The sequence below is a fragment of the Streptomyces inhibens genome (assembly GCF_003389455.1).
GTDB classification, from domain to species: Bacteria; Actinomycetota; Actinomycetes; order Streptomycetales; family Streptomycetaceae; genus Streptomyces; species Streptomyces inhibens.
This window is the reverse complement of record NZ_QUAC01000169.1, coordinates 1-26,538: the sequence shown is the minus strand read 5'-3', so window position 1 is coordinate 26,538 and position 26,538 is coordinate 1. Positions and strand designations below refer to the sequence as shown.

General features: G+C 70.2%; 24 protein-coding genes and 1 pseudogene. 12 read left to right on the top strand and 13 right to left on the bottom strand.

What is annotated here, in order from left to right:
• The first annotated feature begins 5 nt into the window (after nucleotides 1-5).
• Both DY245_RS21470 and DY245_RS21465 read left to right on the top strand, forming a co-directional pair.
• Nucleotides 6-1,673: an ABC transporter permease gene (locus tag DY245_RS21470; RefSeq protein ID WP_128508867.1), complete on the top strand. Its 1,668-nt coding sequence runs from the start codon at nucleotides 6-8 to the stop codon at nucleotides 1,671-1,673.
• Nucleotides 1,674-2,738, top strand: coding sequence for an ABC transporter ATP-binding protein (locus DY245_RS21465; RefSeq protein WP_128508866.1), 1,065 nt, complete (start codon nucleotides 1,674-1,676; stop codon nucleotides 2,736-2,738).
• A gap of 106 nt (nucleotides 2,739-2,844) precedes the next feature.
• Here DY245_RS21465 and DY245_RS21460 read toward each other — a convergent pair whose 3' ends face one another.
• The 4 genes and pseudogenes from DY245_RS21460 to DY245_RS21450 all read right to left on the bottom strand — a co-directional run bounded on the left by DY245_RS21460 (nucleotide 2,845) and on the right by DY245_RS21450 (nucleotide 5,659).
• Nucleotides 2,845-3,870: a DMT family protein gene (locus DY245_RS21460; RefSeq protein ID WP_244943181.1), complete on the bottom strand. Its 1,026-nt coding sequence runs from the start codon at nucleotides 3,868-3,870 to the stop codon at nucleotides 2,845-2,847.
• A 166-nt stretch (nucleotides 3,871-4,036) separates the two neighbouring features.
• A pseudogene (locus DY245_RS46565) lies at nucleotides 4,037-4,260 on the bottom strand (LOG family protein); the annotation flags it as partial.
• A 1-nt stretch (nucleotide 4,261) separates the two neighbouring features.
• On the bottom strand, nucleotides 4,262-5,250 hold a 989-nt coding region (locus tag DY245_RS46560; RefSeq protein ID WP_244943180.1), incomplete at its 3' end, for an LOG family protein.
• Nucleotide 5,251: 1 nt separating this feature from the next.
• On the bottom strand, nucleotides 5,252-5,659 hold the full coding sequence (locus tag DY245_RS21450) for a MarR family winged helix-turn-helix transcriptional regulator (RefSeq protein WP_128508875.1): 408 nt from the start codon (nucleotides 5,657-5,659) through the stop codon (nucleotides 5,252-5,254).
• A gap of 122 nt (nucleotides 5,660-5,781) precedes the next feature.
• On the opposite strand from DY245_RS21450, the gene DY245_RS21445 reads away from it, so the two are divergent.
• Entirely contained in the window at nucleotides 5,782-6,210 is a 429-nt protein-coding gene (locus DY245_RS21445; protein WP_128508865.1) for a RidA family protein, read from the top strand.
• A 129-nt stretch (nucleotides 6,211-6,339) separates the two neighbouring features.
• Here the strand turns inward: DY245_RS21445 and DY245_RS21440 are convergent, their stop codons facing one another.
• The 4 genes from DY245_RS21440 to DY245_RS21425 form a co-directional block, all read right to left on the bottom strand.
• Nucleotides 6,340-7,503: a hypothetical protein gene (locus DY245_RS21440; RefSeq protein WP_128508864.1), complete on the bottom strand. Its 1,164-nt coding sequence runs from the start codon at nucleotides 7,501-7,503 to the stop codon at nucleotides 6,340-6,342.
• Nucleotides 7,485-8,225, bottom strand: a complete 741-nt coding sequence (locus DY245_RS21435; RefSeq protein WP_128508863.1) for an ABC transporter ATP-binding protein — start codon at nucleotides 8,223-8,225, stop codon at nucleotides 7,485-7,487. Before DY245_RS21435 ends, DY245_RS21440 begins: the two co-directional genes overlap by 19 nt.
• 220 nt (nucleotides 8,226-8,445) lie before the next feature.
• Complete coding sequence (locus tag DY245_RS21430; protein ID WP_128508862.1) at nucleotides 8,446-9,807, bottom strand: aspartate aminotransferase family protein; 1,362 nt, start codon at nucleotides 9,805-9,807, stop codon at nucleotides 8,446-8,448.
• A gap of 2 nt (nucleotides 9,808-9,809) precedes the next feature.
• Nucleotides 9,810-10,283: an Lrp/AsnC family transcriptional regulator gene (locus DY245_RS21425; protein WP_069571649.1), complete on the bottom strand. Its 474-nt coding sequence runs from the start codon at nucleotides 10,281-10,283 to the stop codon at nucleotides 9,810-9,812.
• A gap of 178 nt (nucleotides 10,284-10,461) precedes the next feature.
• Between DY245_RS21425 and DY245_RS21420 the strand changes: the two genes are divergently transcribed.
• Nucleotides 10,462-11,916, top strand: coding sequence for a gamma-aminobutyraldehyde dehydrogenase (locus tag DY245_RS21420; RefSeq protein ID WP_128508861.1), 1,455 nt, complete (start codon nucleotides 10,462-10,464; stop codon nucleotides 11,914-11,916).
• Between the two features lie 133 nt (nucleotides 11,917-12,049).
• Nucleotides 12,050-13,231: a polyamine ABC transporter substrate-binding protein gene (locus DY245_RS21415; protein WP_128508860.1), complete on the top strand. Its 1,182-nt coding sequence runs from the start codon at nucleotides 12,050-12,052 to the stop codon at nucleotides 13,229-13,231.
• 267 nt (nucleotides 13,232-13,498) lie between these two features.
• On the opposite strand, the gene DY245_RS21405 is transcribed toward DY245_RS21415, so the two are convergent.
• Nucleotides 13,499-14,455: a LysR family transcriptional regulator gene (locus tag DY245_RS21405; RefSeq protein WP_128508859.1), complete on the bottom strand. Its 957-nt coding sequence runs from the start codon at nucleotides 14,453-14,455 to the stop codon at nucleotides 13,499-13,501.
• Between the two features lie 119 nt (nucleotides 14,456-14,574).
• On the opposite strand from DY245_RS21405, the gene DY245_RS21400 reads away from it, so the two are divergent.
• Nucleotides 14,575-14,991 carry a tautomerase family protein gene (locus tag DY245_RS21400; protein WP_128508858.1) on the top strand — a complete coding sequence of 139 codons (417 nt, stop codon included), beginning with the start codon at nucleotides 14,575-14,577 and terminating at the stop codon, nucleotides 14,989-14,991.
• Here the strand turns inward: DY245_RS21400 and DY245_RS21395 are convergent.
• From DY245_RS21395 to DY245_RS21385, 3 genes are read right to left on the bottom strand one after another with little or no spacing between them, the layout of a single operon-like run.
• On the bottom strand, nucleotides 14,946-15,761 hold the full coding sequence (locus DY245_RS21395; RefSeq protein WP_128508857.1) for a glycerophosphodiester phosphodiesterase: 816 nt from the start codon (nucleotides 15,759-15,761) through the stop codon (nucleotides 14,946-14,948). The two genes, DY245_RS21400 and DY245_RS21395, sit on opposite strands and share 46 nt — an antisense overlap.
• A gap of 5 nt (nucleotides 15,762-15,766) precedes the next feature.
• Nucleotides 15,767-16,840: an adenosine deaminase gene (locus DY245_RS21390; RefSeq protein WP_244943179.1), complete on the bottom strand. Its 1,074-nt coding sequence runs from the start codon at nucleotides 16,838-16,840 to the stop codon at nucleotides 15,767-15,769.
• A 46-nt stretch (nucleotides 16,841-16,886) separates the two neighbouring features.
• Entirely contained in the window at nucleotides 16,887-17,510 is a 624-nt protein-coding gene (locus DY245_RS21385; RefSeq protein WP_128508855.1) for a riboflavin biosynthesis intermediates N-glycosidase, read from the bottom strand.
• Between the two features lie 201 nt (nucleotides 17,511-17,711).
• Between DY245_RS21385 and DY245_RS21380 the strand changes: the two genes are divergently transcribed.
• From DY245_RS21380 to DY245_RS21355, 6 genes are all read left to right on the top strand, one after another.
• Nucleotides 17,712-19,229 carry a gamma-aminobutyraldehyde dehydrogenase gene (locus DY245_RS21380; RefSeq protein WP_128508854.1) on the top strand — a complete coding sequence of 506 codons (1,518 nt, stop codon included), beginning with the start codon at nucleotides 17,712-17,714 and terminating at the stop codon, nucleotides 19,227-19,229.
• Nucleotides 19,230-19,381: 152 nt separating this feature from the next.
• Nucleotides 19,382-20,629 (top strand): ABC transporter substrate-binding protein, encoded by a 1,248-nt coding sequence (locus tag DY245_RS21375; protein ID WP_128508853.1) that lies wholly within the window; start codon nucleotides 19,382-19,384, stop codon nucleotides 20,627-20,629.
• Between the two features lie 65 nt (nucleotides 20,630-20,694).
• Entirely contained in the window at nucleotides 20,695-21,858 is a 1,164-nt protein-coding gene (locus DY245_RS21370) for an ABC transporter ATP-binding protein (RefSeq protein WP_128508852.1), read from the top strand.
• A gap of 2 nt (nucleotides 21,859-21,860) precedes the next feature.
• Nucleotides 21,861-22,793, top strand: coding sequence for an ABC transporter permease (locus DY245_RS21365; protein WP_425329424.1), 933 nt, complete (start codon nucleotides 21,861-21,863; stop codon nucleotides 22,791-22,793).
• Nucleotides 22,793-23,641 (top strand): ABC transporter permease, encoded by an 849-nt coding sequence (locus tag DY245_RS21360; protein WP_128508850.1) that lies wholly within the window; start codon nucleotides 22,793-22,795, stop codon nucleotides 23,639-23,641. Before DY245_RS21365 ends, DY245_RS21360 begins: the two co-directional genes overlap by 1 nt.
• A gap of 5 nt (nucleotides 23,642-23,646) precedes the next feature.
• Entirely contained in the window at nucleotides 23,647-25,065 is a 1,419-nt protein-coding gene (locus tag DY245_RS21355) for an NAD(P)/FAD-dependent oxidoreductase (protein WP_425329423.1), read from the top strand.
• A gap of 137 nt (nucleotides 25,066-25,202) precedes the next feature.
• On the opposite strand, the gene DY245_RS21350 is transcribed toward DY245_RS21355, so the two are convergent.
• A complete protein-coding gene (locus DY245_RS21350) occupies nucleotides 25,203-25,910 on the bottom strand; it encodes a phosphatase PAP2 family protein (RefSeq protein WP_342354205.1) in 708 nt (235 codons plus the stop codon).
• Nucleotides 25,911-26,538: the final 628 nt, after the last annotated feature.

The following is a 26,538-nucleotide window of genomic DNA, read 5'->3' as shown; positions in this document are numbered from 1 at the left end:
CGGCGGTGCGGCTCGGCCTGATGGCGGTGCCGCTCGCCTTCTTCGCGCTGTTCTTCGCCTATCCGGTCGTCGCGATCGTCGGGCGGGGGCTCAAGGACGGCGGGCAGTGGCAGCTGGGCCGGTTCGGTGCGGTGCTGAGCGACCCGGATGTCGTACATGTGCTGTGGTTCACTGTCTGGCAGGCGGCGGCCTCCACCGGGCTGACGCTGCTGATCGCGCTGCCCGGGGCGTATGTCTTCGCACGCTTCGACTTCCCCGGCAAGCAACTGCTGCGGGCCGTGGTGGCGGTGCCGTTCGTGCTGCCGACCGTTGTTGTCGGCTCGGCCTTCCTGGCGCTGGTGGGGCGCGGCGGGCTGCTGGACGACCTGTGGGGCGTGCGCCTGGACACCTCGGTGTGGGCGATCCTGCTGGCGCATGTCTTCTTCAACTACGCGGTGGTCGTACGGACCGTCGGCGGCCTGTGGGGGCAGCTCGATCCGCGTCAGGAGGAGGCGGCGCGGGTGCTGGGCGCCGGACGGTTCGCCGCCTGGCGGCGGGTGACGCTGCCCGCCCTGGGGCCGGCCGTCGCGGCCGCCGCCCTGATGGTCTTTCTCTTCACCTTCACCTCCTTCGGGGTGGTGCAGATTCTGGGCGGGCCCACCTTCTCGACACTGGAGGTGGAGATCTACCGGCAGACCGCGGACTTCCTGGACCTGCCGACGGCCGCGGTCCTGACCATGATCCAATTCGTGGCGGTGCTGGGAGTGCTGGCGCTGCACGCCTGGACCGTGCGCCGCAGGGAATCCGCGCTGCGGCTGGTGAACGCCGCACAAACCGCCCGCAGGCCGCGCGGTGGTGGCCAGTGGGCGCTGCTGTGGGGGACGCTCGCCGTCATCACCGTCCTGCTCATCGTGCCCCTGGTCGTGCTCGTGGAACGGTCCTTCGCCGGGCCGGACGGCTACGGAGCGGTCTTCTACGAAGCGCTGCGGTCCGCCGCGGCCGCCGACAGCACCTTCGCCGTCGCACCCCTGGACGCGCTGTGGAACTCCCTCGCCTACGGGGCAGCGGCCACGGTGATCGCGCTGGTGGTGGGCGGGCTGGCGGCCGCCGCCCTGACCCTCCCTCAGCTGCGCAGGGGGCCGTCCGGGCGGACTCCCGTGATCAGCCGGTTCGTCCGCGGCTTCGACGTGCTGCTGATGCTGCCCCTCGGGGTCTCCGCGGTGACCGTCGGCTTCGGCTTTCTGATCACCCTCGACAAACCACCCCTAGACCTGCGGTCCTCCTGGTGGCTGGTCCCGCTCGCCCAGGCACTGGTGGGCGTCCCGTTCGTGGTCCGGACGATGCTGCCCGTCCTGCGGGCGGTCGACGGACGGCTGCGGGAGGCGGCCGCCGTGCTCGGCGCCTCACCGTGGCGGGTGTGGCGCGAGGTGGACCTGCCGATGGTGCGGCGGGCACTGCTGATCGCCGCGGGCTTCGCCTTCGCCGTGTCGCTCGGTGAGTTCGGCGCGACCGTCTTCATCGCACGGCCGGACCGTCCGACGCTGCCGGTGGCCGTGGCACGACTGCTGGGCCGAGCGGGCGAGCTCAACTACGGGCAGGCGATGGCCCTGTCGACCATCTTGATGGTGGTGTGCGCCGGCGCCCTGCTGGTCCTGGAGCGCATCCGTCCCATCGACCAGTCCGGGGAGTTCTAGATGACCGCACGGGCCGACACCACCGCGCAGGAGCTGCTGCGGCTGGGCGGGGTGACCGTCCGCTTCGGCGCCTCCGGGCGTCCCGCCCTCGATGTGGTGGATCTGGACGTCACCGCACACGAGATCGTCTGCGTACTGGGGCCGAGCGGCAGCGGCAAGTCCACACTGCTGCGCGTGGTCGCCGGTCTCCAACAGGCCGATGCAGGGCAGGTGTTGCTGGAGGGACGGGACCAGTCAGGAGTGCCCACGCACCGGCGCGGGGTCGGGCTGATGTTCCAGGACCACCAGCTCTTCCCGCAGCGCGATGTCGCGGGAAATGTCGCCTTCGGGCTGCGGATGCGGCGTTCCTCGCGCGCCGACCAGGAGCGTACGGTCGCCGAACTGCTGGACCTCGTCGGACTGCCGGGCGCCCAGCGGCGCGCGGTGGCCTCCCTGTCCGGCGGCGAACAGCAGCGGGTCGCACTGGCCCGCGCGCTGGCCCCGCGCCCCCGCCTGCTGATGCTGGACGAGCCGCTCGGCCAGCTCGACCGCGGTCTGCGCGAACGACTGGTCGTCGAACTGCGCCGCCTCTTCCACGAGCTGGGCACCACCGTGCTCGCCGTCACCCACGACCAGGGCGAGGCCTTCGCGCTCGCCGACCGGGTCGTGGTGATGCAGGACGGCAAGATCGCGCAGACCGGCACCCCGTTGGAGGTCTGGCAGCGGCCGGCCACCGAATTCGTCGCCCGCTTCCTCGGCTTCGACAATGTCGTCGAGGCGACGGTGCAGGGCGACGCCGCCGTCACCCCATGGGGCAAGGTGCCGGTCCCGTACGGGACTTTGGACGGCCCGTGCCGCCTGCTGGTCCGCCCGGCAAGCGTACGGCTGACGCCCGTCCCGGAGGGCCTGCCCTGTACGGTCGCGGCCCGGACGTTCCGTGGCACCCATGTCGCCCTGCTGCTCCAGCCCACCGGCGGACCGCAGGTGGAGGCGGCCTGCGCACTGCGGGACGCGCCCGAGGTCGGTCAGCGGGTGGGCATCGCTTTCGCTGCGCGGGATGTGGTGGTGCTGGACGCTGCGGCCTGACTTCTTTGTTGGAGCGGCAGCCCTGGGACCGCCGGTTCTCGTAGGGGCTTCGGGTGACGCTCTCGATGTTGTGTGCGGAGGGGACCGTTCCTGGGAGGAGCCGGCGCTATGGCCGGCCGGCGGGGGTAGTGGGCTGCTCGGCGGGCGCGGGCCTGCCCTCGGCCCGTTGGCCGCCATCCGGCGCCGAGCCGCCCGTAGGCGCGGCCTCGGCCTCCGCATCCGTGGAGCGCGCTCCCGGTGAGCCGGGTTCCGTCTCCGGCCCCGACTCCGGCTCGCCGAACCAGGCCACCGCCACGGCTCCGGCCACGGCCACCACAAAACCGAGGACGGCCATCCAGGCGAAGCCAGGACGGGAGGCGTCGCCCAGCCACAGCACGCCGAGGATGCCGGGGACCACGGTCTCGCCCACCACCAGGGCCGCCGTGGCGCCGTTCACCGAACCGATCTGCAAGGCCACGGTGTGCAGATACATCCCGCCGATGCCCGCGACCAGAATCGCGTACAAGGCGGGGTCGCTGAGCAGGGACGGCAGGTGGAACGGGGCCGCGCCGTTCAGGACCCGTACGCCGACGCCGAGAGCGCCGAAGCCCAGGCCGGAGAGCAGGCCGGCGAGGATCGCAGCCCGTCCGCCGAGCATCCGTACGATCACGGTGCCGCCGCCGATGAGCACGATCGATGCGACAAGCAGCCACCAGTGCGTAGCGATCGGTGTGTGGCCGGTGCCCTCCGGCCCGGCGGCCGTCGCCAGCAGCACCAATGCCGAACAGACCACCGCGATGGAGGCCCACTCGGGGCGGGTGAGTCGGATGCCGAGGAGCTTGACGCTCAATACGGCGGTGATCACGAGGTTGGCGCTGATCACGGTCTGGGACAGGAACAGCGGCAGCAGCCGGGCGGCCAGCGCGCCGAGTCCGAAACCAATGAAGTCCAGCACCGTGCCGACCATGAACTCCCAGGTCACAGCGGCCTTCGCGGTGGAGGAGAGGCTGGGGCCGCCGTGCTGGGTGACACCGGCGGTGGAAGCCTTGGCCGCCTCCTGGCGGGCGGATTTGCGCGAACCCACCGCCTGTAGGACCGAACCCGTGCCGTAGCAGGCCGACGCCGCCACGGCCGTCAGAAGGCCGATGATCACCAAGAGCTCCGTTCGCGCGCTGCCTGCATTACCTGTTCATTACCTGGCTTGGCAGACGTGCAATTAGGGACGTGAGTTGCCTCGGACGGGCAAACAGATCGTGCGGCCGGCCAGGGAGGGCCGCGACGGAGCCTTCGGCGCGAGAGCCGAGAGGACGGGGACTGGCTCAGGATGGCGCGTCGGCCTTGAGGCGGGCCAGCGCCTCCGGGGCTTCGTCCACCGAATCGACCAGGGCGATCCGGGCCGCCATGGGGCGGTCCGCCGCGAGCGCCTGGAGCAGCGGCCAGGTGGGCAGCTTCTCGGTCCAGTGCTCGCGGTTCACCAGCACCATCGGGGTCGGCTCGCCCCGCGACTCGTAGTAGTTCGGGGTCGCGTTGTCGAATATCTCCTNGGGGTCGGCTCGCCCCGCGACTCGTAGTAGTTCGGGGTCGCGTTGTCGAATATCTCCTGCACGGTCCCGGCCGCGCCCGGAAGGAAGACGACGCCGGCGTTCGAGCGCGCCAGCAGGCCGTCCTCGCGCAGCGCATTGACGAAGTACTTCGCGATGTGGGACGCGAAGGCGTTGGGCGGCTCATGTCCGTAGAACCAGGTGGGGATACCGACCGAGGCGCCGCCGGCCGGCCGGCTGCGGCGTACGTCGAAGGCGGCCCGCGCCCAGTCCGTGATCGAGGGGGTGAAGCGCGGCGCCTTGGAGAGGAGCTCCAGCGCCGAGTCGAGCATGTCGTCCTCGAAGGGCGCGGCGTACGCCCCGAGGTTCGCCGCCTCCATCGCGCCGGGGCCGCCGCCGGTCGCGACGGTCAGGCCGTCGCGGGTGAGCCGGCGGCCGAGCCGGGCCGCGCCCGCATAGGCAGCCGAACCGCGCTCCAGGGCGTGGCCGCCCATGATGCCCACCACCTGTGCACCGGCGAGGTGTTCGTCCAGGGCATCGGAGACGGCGTCGTCGTGGATGCTGCGCAGCATCGAGGCGAAGATGTCGCCGTCCGACTTGGTCTCCTGGTACCAGTGGTACGTGCGGGCGTCCGGGGTGGCGTCGTAGCCGGCGTCGACGAGCCCCTCGAAGAGCTCATCCGGTCCGTACAGGCTGCCCCGGTACGGATCGAACGGCAGGTCCGGTATGGGCGGGAACACCAGGGCGCCACCGGCGCGCACCTTGGCGGCGGCGTCCGGTTCCATGGGGCAGCCGAGGAACACCGAATCCGTGGTGTCCGTACTGAGCAGCGCGAACGTACGGTCCGTCAGATCGACCGACTGGACGCGGTGTCCGGCGAGGCTGCCCGAGGCGATGACGCGGTCGAACTCCTGGAGGGATTCGATCTCACGGTCGTGGTCGCGAGGGTGGCGGGGCGCTGGGGGCTCTGAATTCGGCTGCACGCCCGCCATGTTAGGTCCGCAGCGACTCGACCAGGGGTCTGAGGTGCCCGTCCGCGGCCGCCGCGTCGAGTGCGGCGCGCAGCGCGCCGTCGTAGGTGGGGCGCGCCTTCTTCTGCAGGTCCCGGCCGTCGTCGGTGATCACGCTGTATACGCCGCGCCGGTCGTCGGGGCACAGGTCGCGGCGGGTCAGACCGGACGACTCCAGGCGGGAGGCCAGTCGGCTCACCGAGCTCTGGTTGAGGCCGATGAGGTCGGCGAGCTCCTGCATGCGCAGCTCACCGTCGTCCGCCTCGGCCAGCCGGGCCAGCGCGCGGTATTCGGAGAGTCCGATGCTGTGGTGCTGCTGGAGGGCTTTTGCCAGCTCCTGTTCGACGCGCGTGTGCAGTGCTCCGAGCCGGTCCCAGTGCTCCGCGTCCATCGCCATCCGCTTTCTTGTGCCGTGTTCCGCCGGGCTCTTGACAGCAGCGTACATGCAGCAGAAACTTATGTATGTGCATGCAAGCAATGTATGTGCATGGAGCTGAGGGGGAGAGTGTGACGATGACGACGTCGGTGGATGGTGTTGCGGAGGATCAGGGCGTCCGGGAGATCGAGCGGATCGCCACCACACCGGACTGGTACGAGCCGTACAAGATCTCGCAGGCAGTCAAGGCGGGCGGATGGATCCATGTCTCGGGGCAGGCGGGAATCGACGAGCAGGGACGGACGGTCTCGGACGACTTCCTGACCCAAGGGCGGCAGGCGTTCGCCAATGTCGAGCGGGTCCTCGCCGCGGCGGGTGCCTCGCTCGCCGATGTGGTGAAGGTGGGCATCTTCGTCACGGACATGGCCGCCCACCTCGACCATGTCATCGCGCTGCGCGGGGAGTTCCTGTCCGAGCCCTACCCCGCGGACACGCTGCTCGAAGTGTCGTCACTGGCCCAGCCGGACTGGCAGATAGAGGTGGAGGTCACGGCGCTGGCCCGCTGAGCGCATCGGCTCCGGGGCGGCGGGAGCTCGTTTCCGCCCGGGCACCTCTCCAGGCTGAGCGCGGATGCCACCCGTGCCTCCTCCCGAGCCCCCTTCCCATCCCGGCCTCGGGCCCGGCCTGTTCGCCCCTCAATGCACCAGCGGAAGTGTCGCCATTTCGGCCACGGTCCACGTCAGGGGAGCCAGCACGAGGAGCAGCGCCAGGGTGCGCAGGGCCGCGGCGCGGTGGAGGACGGAGGCGGAGGCGCCCAGGCGGCGCAGGGCGGCGGTGGTGTGGGCGCGTGCCGAGCGGGATTCGAGTGCGGCGGTGAGCGCGCTGGCGGTGACACAGGCGAGGACGACCGCCGCGCCGAGGGCGGTGAGCGGTCCGAACGGCCGGGAGGGAGAGGCTTCGTAGACCTTCACGGCGGCGTACGTGGCGGAGGCGACCGCGCACAGAACGCCAAGCGGGCGGCCGAGGCGGTGCGACTCCTCCTGGAGTACACGCCCGGACAGCAGGCGCAGCGCGCCGGGACGGCCGGCGCACAGGAGACGGCCGCACAGATGCACCAGGCCGGGGCCGGCCAGGACGAGGCCGAAGGCGGACAGCGCCCAGCCGGCCAGCACGCCCGGGGGGCTGCCGATCATCCGGCCCGGAAGCGGCAGCAGTCCGCCGGGGGCGTCGGCGCCGGGGCTGGTGTACGCCTCGATCGCCAGGCCCGCCGCGGCCAGGGCGATGCCCCAGGGGAGACCGGAGGGCGGGGTGGTCCGGAGGCGGACCTCGGGCTCGGTCGAGCCGGTCTCGTCGCGGGGGCGCAGCGAGACGGCGGTCGCGGCGGCGGCGGTCACCGGCACGGTCGCCAGCAGCATCAACGCGCCGACGAGCGGCACGGGGTGGCCGGCGCCGAGCAGGTCGGAGTCGACGCCGGCGGACGACGAACCGCCGAGATCGCCACGGAGGTGCAGAAAGACGAGCAGCGCGAGGAGGACACCGAGGATGCAGGCCAGCGCGGTGGAGGCGGCGGCGAGCAGGGTGAGGCGGAGCGGGCCCAGGCCGGCGGCGGTCATACCGCGCTGAAGGCGGGCGGCGGGGTCCGTGCGGGCCGTGGACACCGCGAACTGGGCGGTGGCGGCGAGCGGGGCGGCGCACCACAGCAGGCGTACCAAGGAATCTTCGGCCGTTGCCGGGTGGCCGGCGGCGTGGCCGACGGCGGACAGCAGGAGGAAGCCGGTGCCGGCCGCTGCGATGGCGACGAAGAGACGGCGCAGCAGAACGAGGGGGTGAGAGCCGCGGGCTAGACGGAGAGCGAGCACGCTGCCCTGCTTTCCTCATCGGAGGCGCCGGTGGTGGCGGACGCACCGCTCGACTGCCGGCCGTCGAGGAGCGCGATGGACCGGTCGGCGAGCGTGGCGACGTCGGGATCATGGGTCGCCAGGACCACGGTGATCTGGTGCGAGCGGGCCGCTGTGGTGAGGGTGCGCAGCACCTGGGTGCCGTCGGCGCTGTGCAGCGGGGCGGTCGGCTCGTCGGCGAACAGCACCTGGGGGGTGGTGGCGAGCGCGCGGGCGATGGCGACGCGCTGGCGCTGGGACTGGTCGAGCTGCGCGGGGCGGCGGCGGGCGCACATGCCGACGTCGAGGCGGTCCAGCCATTCGAGGGCGGTGTGCTTGGCGGAGCGGGTGCCGGTGCCGCGCAGCAGCAGCGGGAGGGCGGCGTTCTCCCAGGTGGTGAGTTCGGGGACGAGGTGCGGTTCGGTGTCGATCCAGCCGAACCGGTCCAGGCGCAGCCGTTCGCGGCTGGGGGAGGAGAGGGTGTGAACGGGGGCGCTGTTGAACCAGACTTCGCCCTCGGTCGGGACGAATTGACCGGAGAGGCACTTCAGGAGGGTGGTCTTGCCGCTGCCGCGCGGGCCGGTGACGGCGAGGATCTCGCCCTCGCGGACGCCGACGGAGACTCCGGCGAGGGCGGTGGTGCCGCCGTGCGTGTGGTGCAGGCCGCGGGCCCAGAGAACGTCGTTGTCAGGCGGGGCCACCATCTGCGCACCTCTTGCTTGTTCGCGTCGATTCGTTCCCCCGACCGGGTGAACGACCATGGAGGGTATCGGTCACTAGCACGGTAAGGACTGGTGACCCCCGGTATTCGTCGCTTGGCAGCACAACGGCCCAGATTCACTCGTATGGCTTGAAGTGAGTGAATCTGAGCCGGTGGATGTTCAGTTGTGTATCAGCTCAGCGCGCCAGGAGGTGACGTGATGCTCAGAGCTTGGTCCAGGCCTCGGTGAGGACCGAGCGCAGAATCTGCTCGATCTCGTCGAAGACCGGCTGGTCGGCGATCAGCGGCGGGGCGAGCTGGATGACCGGGTCGCCACGGTCGTCGGCGCGGCAGTAGAGACCGTTGTCGTACAGCGCCTTGGACAGGAAGCCGTACAGGACGCGCTCGGTCTCCTCGTCGGAGAAGGACTCCTTGGTGACCTTGTCCTTGACGAGCTCGATGCCGTAGAAGAAGCCGTTGCCGCGGACGTCGCCGACGATCGGCAGGTCGTGCAGCTTCTGCAGGGTGCTCAGGAAGTTGCCCTCGTTGTCGAGGACGTGCTGGTTGAGACCCTCACGCTCGAAGATGTCGAGGTTGGCGATACCGACGGCCGCGGAGACCGGGTGGCCACCGAAGGTGTAGCCGTGCAGGAAGGTGTTGTCGCCCTTGTAGAACGGCTCGGCCAGGCGGTCGGAGATGATGCAGGCGCCGATCGGGGAGTAGCCCGAGGTCATGCCCTTGGCGCAGGTGATCATGTCCGGGATGTAGCCGAACTTGTCGCAGCCGAACATCGTGCCCAGACGGCCGAAGGCGCAGATGACCTCGTCGGAGACGAGCAGCACGTCGTACTGGTCGCAGATCTCGCGGACCCGCTGGAAGTAGCCGGGCGGCGGCGGGAAGCAGCCACCGGCGTTCTGCACGGGCTCGAGGAAGACCGCGGCGACGGTCTCGGGGCCCTCGAAGAGGATCTGCTGCTCGATCTGGTCGGCGGCCCAGCGGCCGAAGGCCTCGGGGTCGTCGCCGTGGAGCGGGGCGCGGTAGATGTTGGTGTTCGGGACCTTGTGCGCGCCGGGGACCAGCGGCTCGAAGGGGGCCTTCAGAGCGGGCAGACCGGTGATGGACAGGGCGCCCTGCGGGGTGCCGTGGTAGGCCACCGCGCGGGATATCACCTTGTGCTTCATCGGCTTGCCGACGAGCTTGAAGTACTGCTTGGCCAGCTTCCAGGCGGTCTCGACGGCCTCGCCGCCACCGGTGGTGAAGAAGACCTTGTTGAGGTCGCCGGGGGCGTGGTGGGCCAGACGCTCGGCGAGCTCCACCGCCTTGGGGTGGGCGTAGGACCACACGGGGAAGAAGGCCAGTTCCTGCGCCTGCTTGTAGGCGGTCTCGGCGAGCTCGACCCGGCCGTGGCCGGCGTTGACCACAAAGAGGCCGGCGAGGCCGTCGATGTAGCGCTTGCCCTTGTCGTCGTAGATGTTGGTGCCTTCACCGCGCACGATCGTGGGCACGGGGGCATTCTCGTACGACGACATGCGGGTGAAGTGCATCCACAGGTGGTCGTATGCCGTCTTGGAGAGGTCGCCGCTCATTGCTATCTCGTTCCCCAGGTGTAGGTCTGCTTCCGGAGCTTGAGGTACACGAAGCTCTCGGTGGTCCGGACGCCGGGAAGCGTGCGGATCCGCTTGTTGATCATTTCCAGAAGGTGGTCGTCGTCCTCACAGACGATCTCGATGATGAGATCGAAGGAGCCTGCCGTCATGACGACGTACTCGACCTCCTCCATGGTCGTCAGGGCGTCGGCCACGGGGTCGAGGTCACCCTCGACGTTGATGCCGACCATTGCCTGCCGACGGAAACCGACCGTGAGGGGGTCGGTGACCGCGACGATCTGCATCACGCCTTGGTCGAGCAGTTTCTGTACGCGTTGGCGTACCGCCGCCTCGGACAGGCCGACGGCCTTGCCGATCGCGGCGTACGGACGGCGCCCGTCCTCCTGGAGCTGCTCGATGATCGCCAGGGAGACGGAGTCGATCGACGGGGTGCCGTTTCTGTCACGAGTGGCCACGTCCCTCACTGTGCACGAGCCTCGTCAGTCTTGCAACCCTAAATCGATGAAATTAGTCGTGTCGCGATCAAAATTTCACTGATTCCGTTGTTTCCGAGTGGCGGGTGTGTTGAAAACGTGGGTCCCGAGGCTAGGGTGGGTGTCCAACCACCGGACATCTGACTGAAGGGGGCGCACAGTGACCACCGCACTGCGTCGTCTGCGCAACTACATCGACGGGGAGTTCCGGGACGCCGCCGACGGGCGGACCACGGAGGTGGTCAATCCCGCGACGGGTGAGGCGTACGCCACCGCCCCTCTCTCGGCCGCCGCTGACGTGGACGCGGCGATGGCTGCCGCCGAGGCTGCTTTCCCCGCCTGGCGTGACCTCATCCCGGCCGAGCGCCAGAAGGTCCTGCTCAAGATCGCCGACCGTTTCGAGGAGCGGGCGGAGGAGCTGATCGCCGCCGAGTCCGAGAACTGCGGCAAGCCGATCGCGCTCGTACGCTCCGAGGAAATCCCCCCGATGGTGGACCAGATCCGCTTCTTCGCGGGTGCCGCCCGGATGCTCGAGGGCCGCTCGGCCGGCGAGTACATGGAGGGCTTCACCTCCATCATCCGCCGCGAGCCGGTCGGCGTCTGCGCCCAGGTCGCGCCGTGGAACTACCCGATGATGATGGCCGTATGGAAGTTCGCCCCGGCGCTGGCCGCGGGCAACACCGTCGTCATCAAGCCGTCCGACACCACCCCCGCCTCGACGGTGCTGATCGCCGACATCATCGGCAGCGTGCTGGACGAACTGGGCCACTCCCGCGGCGTGTTCAACGTCATCTGCGGTGACCGCGAGACCGGCCGCCTGATGGTCGAGCACAAGGTCCCGGCGATGGCCTCGATCACCGGCTCGGTGCGCGCCGGTATGCAGGTCGCCGAGTCCGCGTCCAAGGACCTCAAGCGGGTCCACCTGGAGCTGGGCGGCAAGGCGCCGGTCGTCGTCTTCGAGGACACCGACATCGCCAAGGCCGTCGAGGACATCTCGGTCGCCGGCTACTTCAACGCCGGCCAGGACTGTACGGCCGCCACCCGCGTGCTCGTCCAGGAGTCCATCCACGACGAGTTCGTCGCCGCGCTGGCCAAGGCCGCCGCGGAGACCAAGACCGGCGCGGTCGACGACGAGGACGTGCTCTACGGCCCGCTGAACAACGCCAACCAGCTCAAGCAGGTCAAGGGCTTCATCGAGCGGCTGCCCGCGCACGCCAAGATCGAGGCGGGCGGCGAGCAGGTCGGCGAGAAGGGCTACTTCTTCGCCCCGACCGTCGTCTCGGGCCTCAAGCAGGACGACGAGATCGTCCAGCAGGAGGTCTTCGGCCCGGTCATCACCGTCCAGTCCTTCTCCGACGAGAAGCAGGCGGTGGAGTGGGCCAACGGCGTCGAGTACGCGCTGGCGTCCTCGGTGTGGACCAAGGACCACGGCCGCGCCATGCGGATGTCCAAGAGCCTCGACTTCGGCTGTGTGTGGATCAACACCCACATCCCGCTGGTCGCCGAGATGCCGCACGGCGGATTCAAGAAGTCCGGTTACGGCAAGGACCTTTCGGCCTACGGCTTCGACGACTACACCCGCATCAAGCACGTGATGACCTCGCTGGGCGGCTGAGCCGGCCGGCGGATCCGGAGGATCGACACCGTCGAGCGGCACGGAACGCTCGACACACCGTCGCGGGCGGAGGCCCGGCAACTGACGCTCTGTCTCTTGCCGCCTCCGCCCGCGGCACGTGAGAGTGCTCGCCATGGCTGATCTTTCGCGGCGTGGGCTGCTCCGAGGTGCGGGCGCAATGGGTGTGACGGGGGCGCTGGCCGCCATGACCGGCTGTGGGGTGCCGCCCGCGTACGTCGAGGCGGCGGACCGGGGGAGCGCGGACCGCTCGGCGCGGGACCGGAAGATCGTCTTCGCCAACTGGCCGCTCTACATCGACGTCGACGACCACGACAAGCAGCGCCGGCCCACCCTCGACGCGTTCGAGCGGCGCAGCGGGATCTCCGTGACCTACACCGAGGAGATCAACGACAACGACGAGTTCTTCGGCAAGATCAGCCCCGCCCTGATGAACCACCAGAGCACCGGCCGCGACCTGATCGTCATCAGCGACTGGATGTGCGCCCGGTTCGTCCGCCTGGGATGGGTCCAGAAGATGGACCGGGCCGCCCAGCCGCACGTCGCCAAGTACCTCGATCCGCTGCTGCGCACCCCGCACTTCGACGAGGGCCGTACGCACTCCGTGCCCTGGCAGTCCGGGATCACCGGCATCGCCTACAACCGCAAGAAGCTCGGCCGGGAGATCAAGCACACCTCGGATCTGTGGAAGGCCGATCTGCGCGGCCGGGTCACCCTGCTCTCCGGGCTCGATGAATCGTTCGCGTTGCTCATGCAGGGCAATGGCGTCGACATCACCCGCTGGACAGCCGACGACTTCCACCGGATGACCGACCAGGTACGCGGCCTGGTGAGCAAGGGCCACATCAGGCGGTTCACCGGCAACGACTACATCAAGGACCTGGACTCCGGGGACGTGCTCGCCGCGCAGGCCTACTCCGGAGATGTGATCCAGCTCCAGGCGGACAACCCGGACATCGAGTTCGTGGTGCCGCAGGAGGGCGCCGAGCTGTGGGCGGAGAGTCTGATGATCCCCAACCTCGCGGACCACAAGCGCAACGCCGAGCGGCTGATCGACTACTACTACCGGCCGGAGGTCGCCGCGGATCTGGCGGCCTGGGTCAACTACGTCTGCCCCGTGCCGGCCGCGCGTGAGGTCCTCGCCTCCTCCAAGGACAAGGAACGCGCCGCGCTCGCCGAGGACCCGCTGATCTTCCCCGACGACGCGATGCGCAAGCGGCTGGCCATCGCCCGCGACATCACCGCCAAGGAGCGGACCGAATTCGCCAAGGAGTGGAACGGGATCGTGGGGCTGTAGGGCGGACGTCCCGGGCGGAGATCGGTGACCAGCAAGGATCGTCGTCGGCGACCGCGCGGCGTCTGGTCGTCGGCGCACGGTTGCGGGCTGACCGGCTGACCGGCTGACCGGCTGACCGGCTGACGGACTGACGGTGGGCGGGGACTGCGGGGTGGAACTGGCGCCGATCGAACGGGCCCACCGCCGGCACGGTGACCGGCCGGCGGTGGTGTGGTTCGAGGAACCGGCCTGATCGCCGGAGGCGACGACCGGTGGGCGGGCTGCGGTTCATGGTGTGTGCTGGGGCGAAGGTGGTGCCGGTCCTTCCGCTGGCAGGGGTGACCGGGAAGCGGTGCGGGCCAGGTGGCCGGCGGCCGACTCTGCCAAGGTGCGGATGGCCGGGTGCCAGGGGCGGGCGTGCGGTCCGGTCAGTACGAGGCGGCGCGAGGTCTGGGGCTTCAGCGGCAGCAGGACCAGGTCAGGAGGGATCAGCGAGCGGGAGACCTCGGACAGGACGGTCACGCCGATTCCGGCCTGCACCATGCTGATCAGGGTGGCCAGGTCCCGGACCCGGTGAGCGGGTGTGAAGCGCAGGCCGGCCAGGCTGTGGATCGCGCGGATGCGGGCTTCGCAGCCGTTGGGCGAGATCAGGAACTGGTCGTCCTCCAGGTCGCGGATGTCGACGAACGGCTCGTCCGCCAGGGGGTGGTCCCGGGGCAGCAAGGCCCGGTAGCAGTCCGTGGCGAGCTGGATGCCGGGGCCGGGCCGGGGGCACCTCCCAGCGGTAGCTGGGGGAGGGTCGATCAGTACGGCGACATCGGCCGTTCCGTCCTCCAGCCAGGCCGAGACCTCGGCGCTGTCGCCCTCGAAGACCCGCACGGTGATCCGTGGCTGGTCCTCGCGCCAGTGCCGGAGCAGGCCGGGGATCAGCCCCTGGCAGACCGTTGGTGTGGAGGCCAGCCGCACGGTGCCGGTCATGGTCTCGGTGGCATCGGCCGCGATCTGCTCCACCGACCGGGCCGCCGACAGCGCGATACGGGCGTGCGGCAGGACCCGGTCACCGAGCGCCGTGGTCCGCACCGGGGTGGCACGGACCAGCAGCGGGGCGGTCAACTCGCGTTCCAGGGAGGCGACGGCGTGCGACACCGCTGATTGGCTCATGCCCAGCTCGGCGGCGGCCGCGCTGAAGCCGCCCGCATCGACGACGGCGAGGAAGGCCCTCAGCTGGGGAAGGTTCACGGTCATGCAGCGGCCTCATATACCTATGACACGTATGCGTTGGATCTATGGTGCCAGGTTCGGTGACGCTTGCTCCGTGCCGCCAACTCCGGCGGAAATTCACCCACTACGTACCGAGGAGAGGCATGCCGTACTTCCGGGTCACCGTCACCGACCCCGACCTCCCTACCGACGTCCAGCGCACCCTTGCCGAGGGGCTGACCCGGCTGGCGGTCTCGGTCCTGCACAAGTCCAGTGCGCGAACCATCGTCCACATCAACCTCGTTCCGGCCGGCAGTTACTACGTCGATGGCAAGCCCCTGACCGGCGGGCGCGATGCGCACGTGGAGGCCAGCATCACCCTGGGCACGAACAGCGCCGCGGAGAAGGCTGCCTTCATCGCCAAGGCCGGTGAGCTGCTGTCGGACACCCTTGGCCCGCTCCCACGGTGCGGCGTCGCGCTGCACGAACTGCACCCCGAGAGCTACGGCTACAACGGGGTGACCCAATTCGACTACTACCGCCGGGCGGGGGACGTGCCGGCTGCCGTCGCTGCTCGCTGAGCTGCCTGTCGTCGGCCGAGCTGCGCCGGCCGGGCACCGGCCGTGGCCTGCACCAGAGGCCGCAGGGCGGCGACGCGGTTGGTGGTGACCGCATCGACCCCGGCGCGCAGCAGGCGGCGGACCGCGCGCGGGGTGTCGACGGTCCAGGCCGCGCAGGCGTACCCGTCGTCGTGCGCACGGCGGACCAGATCCGCCGTCACCAGGCCGAAGTGGTAGTTCAGCCAGCGCGGCCGGATCCGGTCCAGCAGCGCCGGGCGGGGCGGGGCCGCACGGGACCAGGACAGGGCGAGCTCGGCGTCCGGGTCCTCGGCGCGCACGGCGAGCATGGCGAGCCCGCCGCCGCAGTAGTACACGCGGTCCGCGGCGCCCGACTCATGGACCTCGGCGACCGCGGCGTACGCGGCCGAGGGGTCGGGGAGATCGATCAGCGCGCGGGCCGCGGGGTAGCCGGCGGTCAGCGCGAGGGCGTCCCGCAGCGTGGGCACGCCGCCCGCCGTCACGTCGCCGACCTCGGTGAAGGTCAGGGAGGACAGCGGGCGGTCGTGGCCCCACAGCCGCTTGAGCGTGGCGTCGTGCAGCAGGACCGGGGTGCCGTCGGCGGTGCGGCGGACATCGATCTCGACGGCGTCCGCCCCCGCCGCCAGCGCGCTGCGCAGCGAGGCGAGGGTGTTCTCGCGGTAGGCGTACGGGTCGCCGCGGTGGCCGATGAGCGCAGGGCGCCGGGCGCCCGCCGCCTCCCGGGCGGGCGCCGCCTCCCGGGCGGGCGTCACCCTGGCTACCCGCGCCACGTCGCCGTGTAGGTGTCGATCTCGGCCGCCAGCCGCGCCTTGGCCGGCGCGTCCATGAAGGAGGCCGCGACGGCGTTCTTGGCGAGGCCGGCCAGTCCGGCGCTGTCCAGGCCCAACAGCCGGGCGGCGACGCCGTATTCGGTGTTGAGATCCGTGCCGAACATCGGCGGGTCGTCGCTGTTGATGGTGACCAGCACGCCCGCGTCGACCATCTCCTTGAGGGGGTGCTCGTCCAGGGTGCGCACCGCGCGGGTGGCGATGTTGGAGGTGGGGCAGACCTCCAGCGGGATGCGGTGCTCGGCGAGATGGGCCAGCAGCTTGGGGTCCTGGGTGGCGCTGGTGCCGTGGCCGATGCGCTCGGCGCGGAGCTCGGTGAGCGCGTCCCAGATCGTGCCGGGGCCGGTGGTCTCTCCGGCGTGCGGTACGGAATGCAGACCGGCCGCGAGGGCGCGGTCGAAGTACGGCTTGAACTGCGGGCGCGGCACGCCGATCTCCGGGCCGCCGAGACCGAACGAGACCAGGCCCTCCGGCTGGAGGTCACAGGCGATCCTCGTGGTCTCCTCCGCAGCCTCCAGGCCCGCCTCGCCGGGGATGTCGAAGCACCAGCGCAGCACCACGCCCAGCTCGGACTCCGCCGCCTTGCGGGCGTCCTCGATGGCCTCGACGAACGCGGCGTCGGGGATGCCGCGCCTGGTCGAGCTGAAGGGGGTGATGGTCAGCTCGGCGTAGCGGATGTTCTGCCGCGCCATGTCCCGGGCGACCTCGTACGTCAGCAGCCGGACGTCCTCGGCGTCACGGATCAGGTCCACGACGGAGAGGTAGACCTCGATGAAATGCGCGAAGTCGCGGAAGGTGAAGTAGTCGACCAGCGCTTCGGGGTCGGTGGGGACGGCGGAGTCGGGGTGCCGGGCGGCGAGCTCGGCGACGATACGCGGCGAGGCCGATCCGACGTGGTGGACGTGCAGCTCCGCCTTGGGCAGGCCCGCGATGAAGGCATCGAGATCGGACAACGGTTCCTCCTGGTCAAGGTGTGTGCAGGACGCACGGAACGGCCTGGCCATGCTATGCGGGGCGGGGGAGCGGCCACGGACCAAGGTCCGCAATCGGTCACCCCTGCTCCGCTGTGGCCCCTTCCCGCAGTCGCTGACGGGCCTCCATCAGCGCGAAGCCCAGGAGATTGAGCCCCCGCCAGCGGGCCGGGTCCTGGGCGCGCTCGTCGTCGGCGGCGAGGCCGATGCCCCATATGCGGTCCAGCGGACTGGCCTCGACCAGCACCCGGGAGTTCGTGCCGAGCAGAAACTCCCGGAGCGCGGGATGCTGTCCGAATTTGTGGATGCTGCCCTCGATGACCAGGTCGAAGCGGCGCTGCCGCCAGACCTCCTCGTCGAAGCCGCGGACCGTACGCCCGGCGTCCTTGGCCTGTTCGGGGTGGGCCGCGGCCAGGGCCCGGCGCTCGGCCTCCGCATCGTCGAACAGCCGGGCCTTGCCGGCCATCATCCAGTGCTCCGCGGTGGCGTACTCGACCCCGTCGACCGTGAAGGGGGAGGGCCACCACTGACTGAAGCAGCTCGCGCCGAGGCTGCCGTCGCGCCGCGGGCTGTGACCCCAGAAGTGGACGTATCTGACGCGCTCGCCGGCGGCCGTCGCCGCGAGAAGTTCCTCGACCGAGCGCGGCCCGTCCGCGGCCCGCCCGGCCATGATCCCCGTGTTGATCCCCGTGTCGTGCATCATGCCGGGATTCTGTCAGCGGGCACTGACAACGTGTCGGGGCCCTCACCACGAAAATCACAGAATTCGTCGCGTAACCAAAAGGCAACAACGGAATCCCTTGTTGAGGCTGCCTTCCTCTGTCAAGATCGGCCATCAATTCCGGAAGTAGCTACGCCAGGCAGTGCCGCTGAGCGGCCCCGGCGCCCGGCGGAGGAGAGCACCATGGATCACCGGTTCGATGTCAACGAGCGATTCGCCGAGGGCGCGCAATTCATCGCGGGCAGTCTCCGCAGCGGCAGTTCCGGACGTACCCAGGCCGTCGTGGACCCGGCGACCGGCGAGACGGTGTACTCCTACGAACTCGCAGGTGCGGCGGATGTGGACGCGGCCGTGGAGGCCGCGGAGCGGGCGTTTGCGGAATGGGGCGGTGCCACGCCCGGCGAGCGCTCCGACACCCTGCACCGCTTCGCCGCGGCGCTCGCCGAGGACGCCGCCGATCTCGCCTTCGCCGAATCGCTGAACTGCGGAAAGCCGATCAAGCTCAGCACGGAGTTCGACGTACCGGGCTCGATCGACAACGCCGCGTTCTTCGCCGGCGCCGCCCGCCATCTGGAGGGCAAGGCAGCCGGCGAATACAGCGCCGACCACACCTCGGTCATCCGCCGCGAGCCCATTGGCGTCGTCGGCTCCATCGCACCGTGGAACTATCCGCTGCAGATGGCCGCCTGGAAGGTGCTGCCGGCCATCGCCGCGGGCAACACCATCGTCCTCAAGCCCGCCGAGATCACCCCGCTCACCTCGCTGCTGTTCGCGCAGGCCGCACAGCGCGCGGGGCTGCCGGACGGCGTGCTCAACATCGTCTCCGGGGCGGGCCGGGACGCCGGTGAGCGCCTCGTCGGCCACCGCGCCGTCGCGATGACCTCCTTCACCGGCTCGACCGCCGTCGGCAAGCGCGTCGCCGAGATCGCCACCGGCACCGTCAAGCGGCTGCACCTCGAACTCGGCGGCAAGGCCCCCTTCGTCGTCTTCGACGACGCGGACCTGGAAGCCGCCGTCCACGGAGCGGTCGCCGGAGCGTTGATCAACACCGGCCAGGACTGCACCGCCGCCACCCGCGCCTACGTCCAGCGCCCGCTCTACGACGCGTTCGTCAGCGGCGTCGCCGACCTGATGGCCACCGTACGGCTCGGCGACCCCTTCGACCCGTCCACCGACCTGGGCCCGCTCATCTCGCACGCCCAGCGCGACCGGGTGGCCGCCTTCGTCGACCGGGCGCGCGGGTACGCCACCGTCGTCACCGGCGGTGAGGCGCCCCAGGGAGAGCTGGCCAAGGGCGCGTACTACCGGCCCACCCTGGTCGCCGGCGCCGCGCAGGACAGCGAGATCGTGCAGTCCGAGCTCTTCGGTCCGGTGCTGGTCGTGCTGCCCTTCGACAGCGACGACGAGGGCATCGCGCTCGCCAACGACACCCCCTACGGGCTGGCCGCCTCCGCCTGGAGCCGGGACGTCTACCGCACCGGCCGCGCCACCCGCGAGATCAACGCGGGCTGCGTCTGGGTCAACGACCACATCCCGATCATCAGCGAGATGCCGCACGGCGGCGCCAAGGCCTCCGGCTTCGGCAAGGACATGTCGGCCTACTCCTTCGAGGAGTACACCCAGGTCAAGCACGTCATGTACGACAACACCGCGGTCGCCAGGAAGGACTGGCACCGCACGATCTTCGGGGACCGCCCGTAAGGGCCTGCCCCCGGTCACGGTGGGGCTCCCCCGTAAGGGATGCCCCACCCGACGCGGCGGGACCCGCCCCCGTCGCGCCCCTGCGGCCAGCGCCGCGCGGCACTGTCACCACCGGCCGAGCGCCGGGCTCATCCCCTGAAAGGGCACTGCGCATGGAGCACCACGAGCAGCCCGAACCCTTGTCCCCGGTGGAACTCGCCGCCATGCGCCGTAGTGCCACCCACGGGCGGCTGGCCATGACCCGCCGCTCACTGCTGCGCGCGAGCGCCGCCATGGCGGCCGTGACCGGCGGCCTGGGCGCCCTGGCGGCCTGTGGCATCCCGCCCGCGGGCCGCAACGACGCCGCCCGTTCCACGGACCACTCCAAGGCGGAGAAGCAGATCAACTTCTCCAACTGGACCGAGTACATGGACGTCAGCGAGGACGGCAAACACCGGCCGACGCTGGACCACTTCACCCGGCGCACCGGCATCGCCGTCAAATACACCGAGGACATCAACGACAACGACGAGTTCTTCGGCAAGATCCAGGCGCAGCTCGCCGCCGGCCAGGACACCGGCCGCGATCTGATCGTGCTCACCGACTGGATGTGCGCCCGGATGATCTCGCTCGGCTGGATCCAGGAGCTGGACCCGGCCAATCTGCCGCACGCCTACGCCAACCTCTCGGCGCAGTTCCGCACCCCCGCCTGGGACCCGGGCCGCGCGCACTCCTACGTCTGGCAGGGCATCCCCGCGATCATCGCGTACAACAAGAAGGCCACCGGCGGCAGAAAGGTCGACTCGGTCAGCCAGCTGCTGGAGGACCCGAAGCTCAAGGGCCGGGTCGGCTTCCTCTCCGAGATGCGCGACAGCATCGGTCTGACCCTGCTGGACATGGGGAAGCGTCCCGAGGACGTCACCGCGGACGATTACGACGCGGCGATAGCCCGGCTCCAGAAGGGTGTCGACTCCAAGCAGATCCGCCGCTTCACCGGCAACGACTACACCACCGATCTCGACAAGGGTGACCTCGCCGCCTGTGTGGCCTGGGCGGGCGACATCGTCCAGCTGCAGAACGACAACCCGGACATCGCCTACGCCATCCCCAAGTCCGGCTACATGACGTCCACCGACAACCTCATGGTGCCGAACAAGGCACGCCACAAGCAGAACGCCGAACGGCTCATCGACTACTTCTACGAGCCGAAGGTGGCGGCCCGGCTCGCGGCGTACATCAACTACGTCTGCCCCGTCGACGGCGTACGCGAGGAACTCGCCAAGATCGACAAGGAGGCGGCGGACAACCCGCTGATCATCCCGGACAAGGAGATGGCCGCCCGGTCCCACTCCTTCCGCGCCCTGACCGCCAAGGAGAGCAAGGCGTTCAGCCAGAAGTTCTCCGACCTCACCGGCGCCTGATCCCCCCACGCCCACGCCCAGGCCCGCCCGAGCCGTTTCGCCCTCCGACCCACGGGACGACCGACATGACCAAGACCGCGACCCCCCAGAGCAGCGGCGGCGATGTCCGCCTCCAGGGGATAAGCAAAACCTACGGCTCCTTCACCGCCGTCCATCCCCTCGACCTCACCGTCCCCGCGGGCTCGTTCTTCGCGCTGCTGGGCGCCTCGGGCTGCGGCAAGACCACCACCCTGCGGATGATCGCCGGGCTGGAGGAGCCCACCACCGGGACCGTCGAGCTGTCGGGCCAGGACGTCACCGTCCTGCCGCCCTACAAGCGCCAGGTCAACACCGTCTTCCAGAACTACGCGCTCTTCCCGCACCTGGACATCTACGAGAACGTCGCCTTCGGGCTGCGCCGGCGCGGCATCAAGTCCGTCAAGAAGCAGGTCGAGGAGATGCTCGACCTCGTCCAGCTCGGGCCGATGGCGCGCCGCAAGCCGCAGCAGCTGTCCGGCGGCCAGCAGCAGCGCGTCGCGGTCGCCCGCGCGCTGATCAACCACCCCCAGGTGCTGCTGCTCGACGAACCGCTCGGCGCCCTCGACCTCAAGCTGCGCCGCCAGATGCAGCTGGAGCTCAAGCGCATCCAGACCGAGGTCGGCATCACCTTCGTCCATGTCACCCACGACCAGGAGGAGGCCATGACGATGGCCGACACCGTGGCCGTGATGAACGGCGGCCGGGTCGAACAGCTCGGCGCCCCCGCCGACCTCTACGAGAACCCCGCCACCACCTTCGTCGCCAACTTCCTGGGCACCTCCAACCTCATCGAGGCCGAGGTCGTCGAGGCCGGCGGCGAGGAGCTGCTCCTCAAGGCCGGCGACGCCAAGCTGCGGCTGCCCGCCGGCCGATGTAGCGCCTCGGCCCGTACGGGGGAGAAGGTGCTGGCCGGCGTACGGCCCGAGAAGGTCGCGCTGAAGCACACCGACGACGCCGGCGCCATCACCGAAGGCCACAACCGGCTGCCCGGCCGCATCAAGGACGCCAGCTTCATCGGCGTCTCCACGCAGTACGTCATCGAGGTGCCGGGCCTGGGCGAACTCGCCGTCTACGAGCAGAACATCGAGCGTGACGGCCGCCTCGTCCCCGGCGCCGAGATCGTCCTGCACTGGAACCCGGCGCACACCTTCGGCCTGGACGCCGCCCAGGACATCCAGGCCGGCGCGGACCTCGACGAGGAGGCCGCGTGAGCATCACCGAGACACCCGCGCCACCGGACGAGCAGGCCGAGCCCGCGCCCCTCGAAGTACGCAAGACCCCCACCCGCAAACGCCTCGTCCCCTACTGGCTGCTGCTGCCCGGCATCCTGTGGCTGATCGTCTTCTTCGCCGCCCCGCTCGTCTACCAGGCGTCGACCTCGATCCAGACCGGCTCCCTCGAAGAGGGCTTCAAGGTCACCTGGCACTTCGCCACCTACTGGGACGCGATCGGCGAATACTGGCCGCAGTTCCTCCGCTCGGTGCTCTTCGCCGCCACCGCCACCCTGCTCTGCCTGCTCCTGGGCTACCCGCTGGCGTATCTCATCGCCTTCAAGGCCGGCCGCTGGCGCAACATCGTGATGATCTTGGTCATCGCCCCGTTCTTCACCAGCTTCCTGATCCGTACGCTCGCCTGGAAGACGATCCTGGCCGACGGCGGACCGGTCGTCGGCGTCCTGAACTCGCTGCACATCCTCGACGTCACCAGCTGGCTCGGCATCACCGAAGGACAGCGGGTGCTGGCCACCCCGCTCGCGGTGGTGTGCGGACTGACGTACAACTTCCTGCCGTTCATGGTCCTGCCGCTCTACACCTCGCTGGAGCGCATCGACCCACGCCTGCACGAGGCCGCCGGCGACCTCTACGCCCGCCCGGCCACCACCTTCCGCCGGGTGACCTTCCCGCTGTCCATGCCCGGAGTCGTCGCCGGCACCCTGCTCACCTTCATCCCGGCCGCCGGTGACTACATCAACGCCGAACTGCTGGGCTCCACCGACCAGAAGATGATCGGCAACGTCATCCAGTCGCAGTTCCTGCGGGTCCTGGACTACCCGACCGCCGCCGCGCTCTCCTTCATCCTCATGGCGGCCATCCTCGCCATGGTCACGATCTACATCCGCAAGTCCGGGACGGAGGATCTGGTCTGATGGCCGTCCACGAGACCACCGAGAACGCCAAGACCACCGCGGCCCGCACCCCCAACCGGGGCCTGCGCTGGCTGCGCCGCCACATCATCACGATCGCGGGCCTGTGCACGCTGGGCTATCTGATCCTGCCCAACATCGTCGTGATGGTCTTCTCCTTCAACAAGCCCAACGGCCGCTTCAACTACCAGTGGCAGCGCTTCTCCACGGACGCCTGGAGCGATCCGTGCGGCGTCGCCGACCTGTGCGGCTCGCTCGGACTGAGCCTGCAGATCGCCCTGTGGGCCACCATCGGCGCGACCGTACTCGGCACCATGATCGCGTTCGCGCTGGCCCGCTACCGCTTCCGCGCCCGCTCCGGCGTCAACACCCTGATCTTCCTGCCGATGGCGATGCCCGAGGTCGTGATGGCCGCCTCGCTGGCGACCCTCTTCCTCAACATGGGCATCCAGTTCGGCTTCTGGACGATCCTCATCGCGCACATCATGTTCTGCCTGAGCTTTGTCGTCACCGCCGTCAAGGCGCGCGTGATGAGCATGGACCCGCGTCTGGAACAGGCCGCCCAGGACCTCTACGCCTCACCCGTTCAGACGTTCCTGCGGGTGACGCTGCCGATCGCGGCCCCCGGTATCGCCTCCGGCGCGCTGCTGTCCTTCGCCCTCTCCTTCGACGACTTCATCATCACCAACTTCAACGCCGGCTCCACCGTGACCTTTCCCATGTTCGTCTGGGGATCGGCACAGCGGGGCACACCCGTTCAGATCAATGTCATCGGTACGGCGATGTTCCTGGTCGCCGTGTTGTGCGTAGTCGTCGGCCAGTTGGCCGGCAAACGCCGCAAGAGGAGCTGAGAACCATGGCACGAGCTGCCATGAACCCGTCCCCCGTCCACGCGCTCGCCGACGCCGCCCCCACACCCTTCTGGCTCGACGACCCCGACCGCCCCGACGCCCGGCCCGCCCTCGTCGGCGACGAGACCTGCGATCTGCTGGTCGTCGGCGGCGGCTACTCGGGGCTGTGGACCGCGCTGATCGCCAAGGAACGCGACCCGGAGCGCGATGTCGTCCTCATCGAGGGCGCCGAGATCGGCTGGGCCGCCTCCGGGCGCAACGGCGGCTTCTGCGCCGCCTCCCTCACCCACGGCCTCGGCAACGGAATGGCCCGCTGGCCCGGCGAACTCATCAAGCTCGAAGAGCTCGGCATCCAAAACCTCGACGCCATCGGGGAAGCCGTCGCCCGCTACGACATCGACTGCGCCTTCGAGCGCACCGGCGAGATCGACATCGCCACCGAGCCCCACCAGATCGCCGAACTCAAGGAAGCCGCCGAGGACGCCGCGGGGCTCGGCCTCGACCGGCACACCTTCCTCGACGAGGACGAACTGCGCGCCCAGGTCGACTCACCGACCTTCCGCGCCGGCCTGTGGGACCGCGACGGCGTCGCCATGCTCAACCCGGCCCGCCTCGCCTGGGGCCTGAAGAAGGCCTGCCTCGGCCTCGGCGTTCGCATCTACGAGCGCACCCGCGCCACCGCCCTCGCCTCCGAAGGCACGGGCATGGCCGTCCGTACCCCCTACGGCCGGGTCTTCGCCCGCCATGTCGCGCTCGGCACCAACGCGTTCCCGTCGCTGGTCCGCCGGGTACGCCCGTACATCGTCCCGGTCTACGACCACGCCCTGATGACCGAGCCGCTGACCGACGAGCAGCTCGCCGCCATCGGCTGGAAGAACCGCCAGGGTCTCGCCGACAGCAACAACCACTTCCACTACTTCCGCATCACCGCCGACAACCGCATCCTGTGGGGCGGCTACGACATCGTCTACCGCTACCGCGGCGGCGTACGCGCCGAATACGACCACCACCCGGCCACCTACGAGAAGCTCGCCCGGCACTTCTTCCGCTGCTTCCCGCAGCTGGAGGGGCTGCGCTTCAGCCACACCTGGGGCGGCGCCATCGACACCTGTTCCCGCTTCTCCGCCTTCTTCGGCACCGCACACGCCGGCCGGGTCGCCTACGCCGCCGGCTACACCGGGCTCGGCGTGGGCGCCACCCGCTTCGGCGCCGAGGTGATGCTCGACCTGCTCTCCGGTGAGCGCACCGAGCGTACGGAGCTGGAGATGGTCCGCAGCAAGCCGCTGCCGTTCCCGCCGGAGCCGCTGCGCTGGGCCGGCATCGGCATCACCCAGTGGTCGATGACCCGCGCCGACAACCACGGTGGCCGCCGCAATCTGTGGCTGAAGGCCATGGACAAGGTGGGGCTGGGCTTCGACAGCTGACGCACCATGAGGGGGCGGGCGGCCCGGCGCCGCACGCCCCCACGTGCAGCGATAAGTCGTTGCTCGCCTCCGCCATCCGGGAATCCACTCACCCTGCTGGACGCGACCCCGTCCCGTTCCTGCTGTGTTTCCCACTCCTACTGCGTCTTACTGCGATTCCCGCTCTTGCTGCGATTCCCGCTCCTGCTGGCGCCGGCGCCCGACCACCCGTCGCACACCGCGCACCACACTGCGAGCAGCACCCCGGCCAGGCACCAGCTGCCGAGCACATCCAGCGGCCAGTGATAGCCCCTGCGTACCAGCCCGATGCCGACGCCGACGTTGAGCAGGACGACCCCGGCAGCGACCGCGAGCGTGAGCGCGCCGGTGGCCGGGCGGTCCGCCCGCGTCCGCCGCCGGCCGCGGGTCAGCAACAGCGCGGCCACGCCGTACGCGACGGCCGCCGTGGCGCCATGGCCCGACGGATAGAAGCCGTCGTGCGCACCGCCGGCCATCTGCGGCGGGCCCGGCCGGGCGAGCCACAGCTTCAGCGGGACGACCAACGCGGGCACCACGGCGAGCGCGAGTCCGGCGGCGAGCGACGGCACCCACCACCGCACGGAGGCGCCACCGTCGCCGGCCCCCCGATCCCCCTTCTCACCGCCCTGTCCCTGCCGTCCGTGCCGCACCCGCCATCCCTGCCACCCGGCCCACACCATGACGACCGCCAGCACCGGCAGCGCGACGACCGTATTGCCGAGATCGGCGAAGAACTCGGCGAGCCCGGAGGGGATGCCGATGCCGCCGGCGGCAATCGTGCGGCCGAGCCGTTCGTCGAGGGTGCGCAGCGGGCCGTGGTCCGCCACCTGCCAGGTGATCGCGGCGAAGAACAGCGCGCAGAGCAGGCCGGCAGACAGGGGCGAGAAACGGCGGGGGCCGGGGACAGAACCCGGAAAAAGGGTCGGCCGCCTCGGAACAGGGGGGGTGGTTCCGAGGCGGCCGCGCTGACCGGTGTCCCGCGCGCCCCGGGGGGTGTGGGGCGGGCGGACATCCGATCGGTGAGGATTCCCGGAACCAGAAGTTCCGGTGTTGTGCGCGAGGGCACGGCCTGATCGGAGCCGGGGAAGCGCCGACCGGGCGTCGCCCGCAGTCCCCTGCGAGCGGGGTGTTTCTCTCATCTGCAGAAACCGTACGGCACGGGGAGCGCACCTGACAGGCGCATCACCTGGCCGCCATTGGCCCCGCACATCTTCTTCACTCCATGCCTCCAGCTACGCGCGTCCGCCCAGAAATGCACACAGAAATGCACACAGAAAGGGGCACGGGGCGGGGCACCCAAGGGCGCGGCGAGCCGGCACACGCACCGGTACGGCCCCGCCACGCGAACGGGCGCCGCCCCGGCACACGAAGCAGCGCCGCCCGGCAGCGCAACCCCGGCGCCGCCCCGCACACAAACGGGCCCGGCCCGGGGCGCGGCATGAGCCGTGCCCCGGG